Origin of the sequence: Actinoplanes sp. NPDC026619 (assembly GCF_040638295.1) — a bacterium.
Lineage (GTDB): Bacteria > Actinomycetota > Actinomycetes > Mycobacteriales > Micromonosporaceae > Actinoplanes.
Genome location: NZ_JBEZYA010000006.1, coordinates 72,788 through 84,495 on the forward strand (window position 1 = coordinate 72,788; position 11,708 = coordinate 84,495).

The 11,708-nt window shown below is 68.1% G+C and carries 10 protein-coding genes and 1 pseudogene; 6 read left to right on the forward strand and 5 right to left on the reverse strand.

The genetic code is table 11. The annotated features are described in order from the left end of the window. Complete coding sequence (locus AB0E90_RS15310) at nt 1–1,041, reverse strand: sugar ABC transporter substrate-binding protein (RefSeq protein WP_360404613.1); 1,041 nt, start codon at nt 1,039–1,041, stop codon at nt 1–3. Between the two features lie 123 nt (nt 1,042–1,164). On the opposite strand from AB0E90_RS15310, the gene AB0E90_RS15315 reads away from it, so the two are divergent. Then, entirely contained in the window at nt 1,165–1,551 is a 387-nt protein-coding gene (locus AB0E90_RS15315; RefSeq protein ID WP_360404616.1) for a hypothetical protein, read from the forward strand. Between the two features lie 6 nt (nt 1,552–1,557). Here AB0E90_RS15315 and AB0E90_RS15320 read toward each other — a convergent pair whose 3' ends face one another. After that, on the reverse strand, nt 1,558–3,780 hold the full coding sequence (locus AB0E90_RS15320) for a discoidin domain-containing protein (protein WP_360404619.1): 2,223 nt from the start codon (nt 3,778–3,780) through the stop codon (nt 1,558–1,560). 565 nt (nt 3,781–4,345) lie between these two features. Between AB0E90_RS15320 and AB0E90_RS15325 the strand changes: the two genes are divergently transcribed. Beyond that, nucleotides 4,346–4,846, forward strand: a complete 501-nt coding sequence (locus AB0E90_RS15325) for a metallophosphoesterase (protein WP_360404622.1) — start codon at nt 4,346–4,348, stop codon at nt 4,844–4,846. 75 nt (nt 4,847–4,921) lie between these two features. Continuing rightward, nucleotides 4,922–5,080, forward strand: coding sequence for a hypothetical protein (locus AB0E90_RS15330; RefSeq protein ID WP_360404625.1), 159 nt, complete (start codon nt 4,922–4,924; stop codon nt 5,078–5,080). A 72-nt stretch (nt 5,081–5,152) separates the two neighbouring features. On the opposite strand, the pseudogene AB0E90_RS15335 reads toward AB0E90_RS15330, so the two are convergent. Beyond that, nucleotides 5,153–5,287, reverse strand: a pseudogene (locus tag AB0E90_RS15335) (cell division protein DivIVA); the annotation flags it as partial. A gap of 419 nt (nt 5,288–5,706) precedes the next feature. On the opposite strand from AB0E90_RS15335, the gene AB0E90_RS15340 reads away from it, so the two are divergent. Both AB0E90_RS15340 and AB0E90_RS15345 read left to right on the forward strand, forming a co-directional pair. Further along, on the forward strand, nt 5,707–5,991 hold the full coding sequence (locus AB0E90_RS15340; RefSeq protein ID WP_360404628.1) for a DUF3592 domain-containing protein: 285 nt from the start codon (nt 5,707–5,709) through the stop codon (nt 5,989–5,991). Between the two features lie 5 nt (nt 5,992–5,996). After that, nucleotides 5,997–6,143, forward strand: coding sequence for a hypothetical protein (locus AB0E90_RS15345; RefSeq protein WP_360404631.1), 147 nt, complete (start codon nt 5,997–5,999; stop codon nt 6,141–6,143). Nucleotides 6,144–6,338: 195 nt separating this feature from the next. Here the strand turns inward: AB0E90_RS15345 and AB0E90_RS15350 are convergent, their stop codons facing one another. Beyond that, entirely contained in the window at nt 6,339–7,763 is a 1,425-nt protein-coding gene (locus AB0E90_RS15350; protein WP_360404634.1) for a glycine hydroxymethyltransferase, read from the reverse strand. Nucleotides 7,764–7,926: 163 nt separating this feature from the next. Here AB0E90_RS15350 and AB0E90_RS15355 point away from each other — a divergent pair, with 163 nt between their 5' ends. Then, nucleotides 7,927–9,480, forward strand: a complete 1,554-nt coding sequence (locus AB0E90_RS15355) for a sodium:proton antiporter (RefSeq protein WP_360404637.1) — start codon at nt 7,927–7,929, stop codon at nt 9,478–9,480. Nucleotides 9,481–9,515: 35 nt separating this feature from the next. Here the strand turns inward: AB0E90_RS15355 and AB0E90_RS15360 are convergent, their stop codons facing one another. Further along, complete coding sequence (locus AB0E90_RS15360; protein WP_360404640.1) at nt 9,516–11,687, reverse strand: family 43 glycosylhydrolase; 2,172 nt, start codon at nt 11,685–11,687, stop codon at nt 9,516–9,518. Nucleotides 11,688–11,708: the final 21 nt, after the last annotated feature.

The window sequence follows — 11,708 nt, forward strand, 5'->3', positions numbered from 1 at the left end:
TCAACCCCAACAGTTCTGCTTGCCCCACGCGGAGTCTTTCGCCTCCACGCCGGCCTGCGGATCGTCAGTGATCAGTTGGGTACCGGTGTCGTAGAAGTCCTTGCCCGGCGTCACCTGCGGCTTGGTGCCGTCCTTGGCGAACGCCGCGATGGCGTCGACTCCCATCTGCGCCATCTTGAGCGGGAACTGCATCGAAGTGGCCCCGATGATCCCCTTGGACACGTTGTCGACGCCCGGGCAGCCGCCGTCGATCGAGACGATGACCGCGTCCTTGTCCTTCCCGGCGGATTTCAGGGCCTGGTAGGCCCCGGCCGCCGCGGGCTCGTTGATCGTGTAGATCAGGTTGATCGACGGATCTTTCTGGAGCAGGTTTTCCATCGCGGTCCGGCCGCCGTCCTCGGCGCCCTCGGTGACGTCGTGCCCGGCGATCCGCGGGTCGTTCTCGTCGCCGATCTTGTTGGGGTCGCCGACCTGGATGCCGAAGCCGTCGAGGAAGCCCTGGTCCCGCTTGACGTCCACGGAGACCTGGTTGGCGTTGAGATCCAGCATCGCGATCTTCGCCTGCTTGCCGTCCTTTTCGAACTTCGCCTTGGCCCACTGCCCGATCAGCTTGCCGGCCTGGTAGTTGTCGGTGGCGAAGGTGGCGTCGGCGGCGTTGGGCGGGTCGACCGGGGTGTCCAGGGCGATCACCAGCATCTTCTGCTCGTGCGCCCGGTCGAGGGAGGGGACGATCGCCTTCGAGTCGTTCGGGGTGATCAGGAAGCCCTTGGCGCCGAACGACATCAGGTTCTCGATCGCCAGCACCTGGGCCTCGTTGTCGCCGTCCTGCTTGCCGGCGAAGCTCTGCAATTCGACACCCTGGGCTTTCGCCGCGCCCTGGGCGCCTTTCCGCATCTGCACGAAGAAGGGGTTCGTGTCGGTCTTGGTGATTAGCCCGACCACGTCCTCGCCGGAAGCGCGGTTGCAGGCCGCGGTCGTGCCGAGTGCCAACATCAGCACGCAGCACGTCGCGACGGTCCTGGATTTGGTGGGATCGCGCATGCCTCCTCCAAATCGATTGAGCATCATCGCTGCCAGGCAAGTAGACGACCGTGTTCACAACATGTCAACGATGTGTTTCGATTACGTAGCGCTCGGTGATGCGGCGTCGATGGAGGTCTGGACATGGGCAGGACCATCGCGGTGTTGCTGGAAGATGCTGCCCTGCATCGGGTCGTCGAGGATCAGGGCCGCAAGCTCGGCTTCCAGGTGCGTGACGGCGGCGAGGACGAGGCCTTCGACGGGCTGATCACCGATGGATACCGCCCGAAACGGCTGCCGGCGGTGTTCGTGGATCGCGCCGCGGACGATGCCGACGCGGTCGTGTCGACGAACGTGGCGGGGGCCGCGAGCGCGATCCGCCACCTCGTTTCGCACGGGCACACGCGGGCGATCTTCGCGGCCCGCAGCCTGATCAGCCGTCGACGCGCTGTTCGAGCGCATCGACGGCTTCGACGGACCGCCACGCGAGATCAGGATCCCGACGACCCTGATCCCGCGCGGCAGCGGTGAGATTCCCTAGGGGAAATTCGTCACGGTGCGGGGGACGACCGCATCCGCTGTGGCCGCGTCGCCGATCCCGTTGACGACGTGGTCGATCGTGCCCGAGGCCAGCGAGATGGTGAAGATGTTGTGCAGCTTCACCCCGCCGTTGGCCGGCGCCTGGAACCCGTTCGCCGAGTGCACGGCCGGGTTGTTCTGGAAGAACGCGTAGCTGCCCATGCCCCACGCCTCGTGGCTGGTGACGCTGTCGGCCACCTTGTACGCCGGGTAACCGGTGCCGTCGGTACGCCACACGGCGTTGGACGGCGGGTCGTACGGCTGCTCGTTCTGCAGGAAGTAGGTGCGGCCGCCGTTGCCGTTCCAGAGCACCTCGTTCTTCTGGTAGTGCTCGACGAACAGGCCGTACGCGGTGACGTTCTGCCCGTTCACGATCAGGCCGCTGTCCGCGGTGTTGACCGTCCAGCCGTACGTGCCGGCGTTGCCGTGGTCGGCCCGCCACGCCCAGATGTGGTCGATGATCGTGTTGCTGCTGTTCACCAGCAGGCTGTTGGTGGCCTTGCCGGCGATGTAGCCACCGATCCGGAAGAAGACGTCCTGAACGGTGGTCGGGTTGGAAGCGTGCGACGCGGATGAACCGGACGGCCCGATGACCAGCAGGTTCGCCGAGTTGGTGGTGCCCGCGTCGAAGAGGATGCCGGCGATCTTCACGCCGTCCACGTCGGCCACCTGCATCGGGGTGACGCCACCATCGGGGATGATCGTCGCGTAGCCGAGGCCGAGCACCACGGTGTTCGCCCGGGTCACGTTGATCGTCTGGTTCACGTGGTAGACGCCCGGCTGGAAGATCAGGTTGAGGCCCTGCGCGAGAGCCTGGTTGATCGTCGCGGCGCTATCGCCCGGCTTGGCCACATAGAACTGGGTCAGCGGGATCGACGTGCCGGGCGTGTTGCCGTTCGCCCAGCTCACGCCGGACGAATTGGTTGACAGGTTAGGCACGAAAACCGCGTATGCCCCGCCGGCCTGGTACAGGTAGGGCTTCTCCCGGATCACTGGCGTCGACGCGATCGTCGTGTAGGGAGGGTTCGGGAAGCTGGTCGCCGGAGCGCCCTGCACACCCACGAACACCTGGTTCCACACGGCGTTCGAGTTCGACCCGATCTGGCTGTTCCGGGTGAACCACTGCTGCTGCGAGTACTGACCCTCGACCCCGCTGATCCGCGAGTCGGCGATGTAGCCGCCGGACGCCCAGCCGTAGCCGTTCGGCGCCAGGTTCACGCCGCCGTGGATGTCCATCCGCCGGAACGGAGCGGCCTGCGAGACGGCCCACCGGTCGTCGCCGGAAACCGGGTAGAGCGACAGGTTCTCCACCGACCGCCAGAAGTTCTGGGTGGCGTTTCCGGCCATCCAGCCGGCGTCGACGGTGATGTCACCGTTGATCCGGGTGTCCTGCGGGTTCTGCCCGAGCCCGACGACCGAGGTGTAGAAGCCGACCTGGATGTTCAGGCCGTTGTAGGTGCCCGGCTTGAACGCCAGCACGTACCGCTGGGTGCCGAACTGGTTCGACTCCTGCTGCTTGAAGATCGTGTCGGCCTGCGCCTGGATCGTCGCGGTCGACTGCGAAGGGTCGAAAACGATCACGTTGGCGCCCAGCGAGCCACCACCCGGGACGGTCGGCCCGGTGGTGGGCGGCGTCGTCGGAGGCGTGGTCGGTGTGGTCGTGCCGCCGCCGTAAACCTTGAACTCCCAGAGCGAATAGCCGTAGCCGGTGGTGCGCTGGGTGCCGTACATCCGGACATAGCGCCCGGTGCCGCTCACCGTCAGCGACTGGTTCCCACCGGTCGACGTGGTGGTCGAATAGATCGAGGTCCAGGTCGACGCGTTGTCCGACACCTGGATCTGAAACGCCTTGGCCGCCGCGGTCTCCCAGTTCAACTCGACCCGGGTGATCGACTGCGAGCTGCCGAGGTCGACCTGCAGCCACTGCGGGTCGGAGAACGCCGAACCCCAGCGGGTGCCGGTGTTGCCGTCGACGGCCTCGGACGCAAGGTAGGCGCCGGCCGCCTCGGTCGACGACGCGGTGGCCGGTTTGCCCTGCGAGAGCAGGGTTTCCGCGGCACTGGCGCCAACCATGGTGATCGCGGCGTACCCGGCGACGACGGCGGCGACGAGGCCACCGATCGCACCGAGGCGCCAGGGGGAGCGTCTCCGCAGGGGTGCGGAGCTTGCGGGGATGGTCATTGCTTCTCCTAGGGCGGGGACTTGCAAGGGGGACTGCTTGCACCCTGGGGAGGCGGAACTCTCCACACGAACGGGGAGAGCGCTCCCCCGCCACTGAAGCTAGGTAGCCCTCCGACGCCCTGTCCAGAGCTGGACACAGTTCCGGAACCGATCGATAACAGAGGCGTGCTTGCGGATGTCACAACCATGCGCCAACGGGGCCCCTCCGACTCTTGCCCTTTCGGGCAGACTCCCAGCTCAGAGCCATGACACAAATTCCCTTTCGTTGTCATGGACGTCTTTGCCGAACCCCGATAACCAAGACCCCGGAACCGGTTCCGGCGCTGATCAGCAAAAGCACCATCGCCCACCGATTCCGGCATTCTGCGCGATCCAGTTCCGGGAAGCGCTTCCCCAGCCCCGCAAGATCAAACCCTAGATATACGGGATTTTCCGACAAGTCCCACTTCCAGGGAAACGCCAGGCGCACCCTCCCAGCCGTCCCCGGCCCCCGGCCCAGCCGCGCCCTCACCCCACCGGCTGCGCCGGCAAAACCCAACCTCGCAGGGCTCCTATCGTGGGAGCCGTGCGCCTTGTCCTTACCAGCGACACCCATCTCCCGAAGCGGGCCCGCGATCTCCCCGCCGCACTGTGGGCCGCGATCGACGCCGCCGACGTGGTCATCCACGCCGGCGACTGGGTCGATGTCGCCGCGCTCGACGCGCTCGAGGCACGCGCGAAACGCCTGATCGCCTGCTTCGGCAACAACGACGGCCCGGCCCTGCGCGCCCGCCTGCCCGAGATCGCGGTCGCCGAACTGGCCGGCGTGCGACTAACGGTGATCCACGAGACCGGCCAGTCGACCGGCCGCACCGAGCGCTGCGCGGCCCAATTCCCCGACACCGACCTGCTGGTCTTCGGCCACTCCCACATCCCGTGGGACACCACCGCCACAACGGGCCTACGCCTGCTCAACCCCGGCTCGCCGACCGACCGCCGCCGCCAGCCGTTCGCCACGTTCATGACCGCCCAGATCACCAAAGCCACCCTCACCGACGTGACCGTCCACAACCTGCCACCTCGCTGAGCCCGCGCGCCGCTGAGCTGCCAGCCTGCTGATCTTGTGGCTGCGGAGGTGGCGCGCCGGTCGCACAATCGCGTTATGGCGACGTTGCTCTTTATCGGCATTCTGGTCGCGGCGGGCGTGGGCGCCGGCGTGACGGCCCGCCGTACTCGGAAGATTCCGCCCCCGCCGCCGGGGGACAACAACGGCCCCGACTTCCGGAATATCGGCGGTGGGCCGACCGCCGGCATGTCCTAGCCTTCAGCATCCGGCCGAACGTAGATCGATCGCCGGAAGGGCCGGGGCGGTTCACTCGGGTTTGTAGCGGCCGGCTTCGGTTCGGGCCTGGCCCACGATCTGGGCTGCGGTCGCTTCCGCCTCGGCGATCCGGTCGGCGGCCTGTTCCTCGGCCAGCTTCAAGATCTGCTCGACCCGTGGGCCGAGAGCCTGGAAATTGGGCCGGTCGGCCGTGGCTTTCGGCACCGTCTTGCCATCGCCGGACGTGGTGCTGGCGGCCAGGGCGTCGCCGACGAGTTCGCGTGTGGTGGAGCGGCGGTTGAGGGCGAGGAGGACCAGCCCCAGGACGACGGCGACCAGCGCGGGCAGCGTCGCCGGATCACCGACCCCGACACCGACGAGCACGCCGATGCCGGCGCCGAGCAGGAACAGACCCCAACGCTTCATGGCGGCATGCTATCGGCGATCTCCGATGGCAGCAGCACACCGTTCGGGTCCGGCCCGGCCGCCAGCATGCCGGGACCTGCACCAATTTCCTTATACCGGGCCCTCGTTCGCGCCGGGAGACCCCGACATCAAGGAAACCGGTGTGGCGCGGGCGGCGAAAGGCGGACATATGCCTTGCCGGGCGGATCTACGCTTCGGGCATGATCGATGAGCCGGGGCTGCTCGAGTTTGCCGTTTCCGGCATGGTGGTCGGGATTCCGGTTCTCGTCGGGCTCGTCGCGATCGTCGCGGGCATCCGCCGGTGGCGGCGAACCCGGCACCTGGCGCTGAGCGGTCAGAGCGGCACCGCAGTCGTCTCCGACAACCAGCAGGTGTCGCGGAGCGAGAGCCGGGTGCTTTTCCTGCCGGTGGTGCGGTTCCGAACCACCGACGGCCGCGAGATCCAGACCGTGCTCGACGACGCCCCAGCCATCGATCACATCTGACCGACGTGCTTTACGACCCGGACGATCCCCAGTGCGTCACCGCTCCGGGAAACCGCACCGGTGGCGGGATCGTCGTGGGCCTGTTCTTCGTGGCGTTCGGGCTCGCCGCCTACTTCCTGATCACGGGCTCCGGATTCCTGGACACTCCGTAATGGTGGGGTGAGCGCAACCATTTACGCAGGTCGCCCGGGTGGGGTGAGTGGTTTGGACGCGCCGGCGGCCAGCTCGGCCCGGCCGGGTCCCGGCGGGAGCGACGATCCGTCACACACCACCCGGCTACGACATCTTGATCTTGAAGAAAAAATGCCCCGGGGACGATGGTGTCCCCGGGGCGTGCGAAGAAGGAATCAGCCCAGGTCGACGCTGGGGTAGAGCGGGAACGGGGCCAGCAGTTCGGTGGCCTGCTTGCTCACTCGGTCGGCGACGGCCGGGTCGAGGTTGTACTTCGCCTTTGAGCCCTCGGCCGGGGTCGTGCTGGTCAGGACCGTGTGGATCAGGTCGGCGATCTGGTCCATCTCGGCGGTGCCCAGGCCGCGCGACGTCAGTGCGGGGGTGCCGATGCGGATGCCGGAGGTGTACCAGGCGCCGTTCGGGTCCTGCGGGATCGCGTTGCGGTTGGTGACCACGCCCGAGTCGAGCAGGGCCTGCTCGGCCTGGCGGCCGGTCAGGCCGAACGGGTGCACGTCGAGCAGCACCAGGTGGTTGTCGGTGCCGCCGCTGACCAGTTGGACGCCGCGCTTGCTCAGGCCCTCGGCCAGGGCCTGGCTGTTCGTGACGATCTGCTGGGCATAGGAAGCGAACGACGGGTCGCGGGCCTCGGCGAAGGCGATGGCCTTGGCCGCCATCACGTGCGACAGCGGGCCGCCGAGCACCATCGGGCAGCCGCGGTCGACCTGGTCGGCCAGCTCAGGCTGGGCGAACACGGCGCCGCCACGGGGGCCGCGCAGGCTCTTGTGGGTGGTGGTGGTGACGATGTGGGCATGCTCGATCGGGTTGAAGTCGCCGGTGAAGACCTTGCCCGCGACCAGGCCGGCGAAGTGCGCCATGTCGACCATGAAGGTGGCGCCGACCTCGTCGGCGATCTCGCGCATCTTGGCGAAGTTCACCTTGCGGGGGTAGGCCGAGTAGCCACCCACGATGATCAGCGGCTGGAACTCGCGGGCGGTCTCCCGAAGAGCGGCGTAGTCGATCTGGCCGGTCGTCCGGTCGACGCCGTAGGACCGCTGGTCGAACATCTTGCCGGAAATGTTCGGCCGGAAACCGTGGGTCAGGTGGCCGCCGGCGTCCAGGCTCATGCCGAGCATGCGCTGGTTGCCGAAGGCCTGCCGCAGCTCGGCCCACTCAGCGTCGTTCAGGTCGTTGATCTGGCGCTTCTCAAACTTCTTGAGAGCCGGAACCTCGACGCGGTCGGCCAGGATGGCCCAGTAGGCGACCAGGTTGGCGTCGATGCCGGAGTGCGGCTGCACGTACGCGTATGGCGCGTTGAACAGGGCTTTCGCGTGCTCGACGGCGATCGACTCGACGGTGTCGACGTTCTGGCAACCGGCGTAGAAGCGGCGCCCGATGGTGCCTTCGGCGTATTTGTCGGAGAGCCAGTTGCCCATCGCCAGCAGCACGGCCGGCGAGGCGTAGTTTTCACTGGCGATCAGTTTCAGCGATTCGCGCTGGTCGCGCAGCTCCTTGGCGATCGCGTCGGCGATGCGGGGCTCGACGGAGCGCACCACCTCGAGCGCGGAGCGGAAGGCGACGGACTCAGCAGACAACTCAGGCATAGGACCTCCCTATCACGATGCAGAGGCCCAGGCGCACGGCAGGTCGTCAGGCGACGGGGCCGCTCCCCGATGGTTCCCCATCCGAACGCGCCAGTCACGGCCCGCCCGGAAGCATACCGCCTCGTGGCTCATCAAACGGGCGGCGATTCACTAGCCTGATCAAGTGAACGGCGTCCAGCTTCTGCTCATCATCGGTGCCGGGATCGCCGTCTCGGCGGTCGCCCGCAAGCGCAACATCGAACCCGGATGGATCATCGTGGTGCTGGCCGCCGCGGCGTCGTTCATCCCTGGCGGGCCCCGGCTCGAGCTGGACAGCGAGATGATCCTCGCGATCGTGGTGCCGCCGCTGCTCTACTCGGCCACCCGCAACGCGTCGTTCTCCTCGTTCGGCGCGAACATGAACGCGATCATCACGCTCGGCCTGATGCTGGTGCTGTTCACCGCGGGGGTGCTCGGCCTGGTCGCGACGTGGCTGCTGCCGACGATCGGCGGGGCCGCCGCGTTCCTGCTCGGCGCGGTGCTCGCGCCGCCGGACACGATCACCTCGGTCTCGCACGGTGACGAGATCGGCCTGCCGAAACGGGTCACCTCGATCCTCACCGGGGAGAGCCTGGTCAACGACGCGACGGCGCTGACGCTGTTCGCCATCGCGCTGGGCGCCGCCAACGGCGAGCACGCCTCGTTCGGGTCGGGCGCTCTCGATCTGGTGCGCAACGCCGGGGTCGGCCTGGTGATCGGGGCGGCGCTGTCCTTGCCCACGCTGTGGCTCCGCAAGCGACTCGGCAACCCGACGCTGGAGACGACGCTGGTCCTGCTGCTGCCGTTCACCGCGTTCCTGCTGGCCGAGGAGGCGCATGCGTCGGGCATCCTCGCGGTGGTGGCGGCCGCGTTCTCGGTGAGCCTCAACCTGGCGCTGGATCCGAAGCATCAATATCCGGGCGGATACCGCACCCGGCTCCAGGAGGAGTCGCTCTGGCCGGTGGTGGACTTCCTGTTGGAGACGTTCGTCTTCGCGTACATCGGCCTGCAGTTGAAGTTCGTTCTCGAGGATCTTGCCGAATCGGACGACCCGGGCCTGGTCCGCACGCTGGTGGCGGCCGGGGTGCTGCTGGTCGTCGCGATCCTGTTCCGGCTGCTCGGCGTCTGGGTGCTGTTCGGCCAGTGGCGGCGCAAGGATGCGCGCGTCAAGCGCCGTGTGGAGCAGGACGTCTACTTCCGCCAGCGGGTGCAGCGGCTCGAGGAGCGGCGGAGCCGCCGGGGCGGCAAGCCACTCGATCCGCCCACCAGGAAAGAGACGCTGCTGGTCGGCTGGACCGGCATGCGCGGCATCCTCACCCTGGCGGCGGCCGCGGCCGTCCCGCAGACCATCGAGCACGGCACCAAGGCCTTCCCCGGCCGGGACGCGATCCAGGCGATCGCCCTGATCGTCACGCTGGGGACGCTGCTGATCCAGGGCACCACGATCGGCTGGCTGGCCCGGAAGCTGAAATTCGATCTGACCGAGGAGCAGGCCGAGACGGAGCAGTTCCGCAAGCAGGCGCGGGAGATCGTCATGACGGCAGACACCAGCCACACCACCGACATCGACGTCCACTACGACGTGCAGCGAGCCGCGCTGGGCAAGGCGGTCGCGGAGCACCGGCTGACCGAGGACATCGCCCGCGAGGCGATCGAGGACCTCGACCTGCGCCAGGCGGCCCAGCACACCGGCGAGTAGTGGGGCGGCCGACCGTAGCCGGCCGCCCCACCGCATCAGCTCGCGGCGTAGACCCGCACGTAGTCGAAGCGGGCGGTTGCTCCGGTGCCGCCCATCGCGACCACGCCGATCTTCAGGGCGGCCGGGCGGGACAGCGTCCAGGCGTTGCCGGACCAGTCCCAGGTGACGCCGTCGCGGCTGGTTGCCATCCGGGCCACGCCGTTCGCGTAGCGCAAACGCAGCCACATCGTCGACGGGGCCGGGCCGCCGAACGACGGGCCGGAGAAGAGCGCGCCGGTGGAGGCGCGGGTGTCCTCCTTGGTGAACTCGGTCTGCTGGAGGAACGTGCCGGCGAACCCGGAGAGCGGCAGCACCGAGTGGGCGAGCTTCAGGAAACGGTCGTCGTTGTCGTAGAGGACCAGGCCGGCCTGCTGATTACTCCGTACACCATCGAATTGGACCTTGGTTTCGGCCACGAACGAACCCGCCGGCGCGTCGCGCAGCAGGACCCCCGCCGAGTTGCTCGCGAGGGCGAGGTCGCCCGCCTGGGTGGGGCGCACGAGAGAGCCGCCGGCCACCGTGGCGGTGTCATCCGGGCGCACCCAGCTCCAGCCGGTTCCCGGCGAAGAACCATTGAATTCATCGGAGTACGCCGGGAGCAGCGCACCAACCGCAGGATCGGCGACCCGCTGGGTGACCGGCGTGTAGAGCGGGACCGCGCCCAGATTGTCCACTTCGGCCGCGCCGGAGCGGGAGACCGCCGCGATCTTGCCGCCGGTGAAGGACGCCGGCAGCGTCAGCGAGACCGTCCCGGTGTCCTCGAGCAGGCGGTCCGCACTGACCGAGACGGTGAGGGCGGTGCCGCGCCGCTGCAGGACGAGGGTGTGCCAGGACTGGTAGTTGAAATTGGCCGGCAGCACTGCCGCGCCGTTGACCGGGCCGTCGACGACCAGGCGTTTCGTGGCGCTGTCGAGCCAGGCCGTGAGGGTGCCGTAGCCGATGCCGGCCGCGGTGCCCCGCACGTCGCCCTCGATTCGAACATTTCCTGATATGGCGGATGCACTGCCGGAAACGGCCGCGGCCGACGACGTCAGCGCCCCGGACGACCACGTGAATCCACCAGTAAAGCCGGCCGTATCCGTGTCGAAAGTGCTGCCTACCGTCCATGTGGTCAGAGGCGCAGCCACGGCCGACGACGACGGGCCCGCGCCGGCCCGCACCACCGGCCAGCCGTTGATCCAATCCAGGCGGTCGATCATCAGCGGGCGCCGGGTGAGGTTGAGCGTCGCCCCGTTCGCCCCGGTGACCGGCGGGAAGTCCGGGGTGGACTGCGGGATCGCGTGGTAGACCAGCCAGTCCTGACCGGCCAGATCGGTGGCGATCGCGTTGTGACCGGGCCCGACCCAGCCGTTGCCGGTGGCGGCGAGAACGACACCGTCCTTGCTGGTCAGGTCGGTGAGGGCGACGCCGGTCGGTGAGGTGAACGGCCCGAGCGGCGAGGTGGCCCGGCCGACCTTGACGGTGTAGCCGCTGAACGCGCCGTCGCAGCAGCCGCCGTCGGAATAGAACAGGTAGTAGAAGCCGTCGCGGTGGACGACGAAGCCGCCCTCCATCCGCCGGCCGTGGCCGATCTGGGTGACCGCCCCGGAAATCGCCGTGCCGTCGGCGTTCATCCGGGCCACGCAGATCGTGTCGTAGCTGCCCCAATAGAGGTAGTACGAGCCGTCGGTGTCGGTGAACATCGCCTGGTCGATGGTGCCGCTCGGGCAGCCGCTGGAGGCTGGCACGATCATCCCGCGGTCGGTCCACGGGCCGGCCGGGTTCGGGCTGGTCACCAGGCCGATGCCGCCGACGCTGAGGGCGTACGTCAGGTGGTAGAGGTTGTTGTAGAAGCGCACATCCGGCGCCCACGGGCGGGTCGCGGCCGGCCACCACGACGGCTTGGCGGTCAGCGCGAAGACGTCGCCCACATAGGTCCAGTGCACCAGGTCGGTCGAGGCGATCGTCGGCAGGATGTGCTCGCCGGTCTCGCCCTTGCTGTTGAAGATCGGGTTCGTGGTGCCGTAGGCGTACCACTTCCCGTCCTTGGCCTTGATCATCGCCGGATCGGGGAAGGTGTCGACGGTGCCGGCGCTGACCGGGTTGGTGTAGGTGGCGGCCGACGCCTGCGCCGGACAGGCCAGGAAACTAGTAAAAAGCAGGATAAATGCCCAGAGTGAGCGTGCCATCCGTGGCGCTCCTTCTTACCG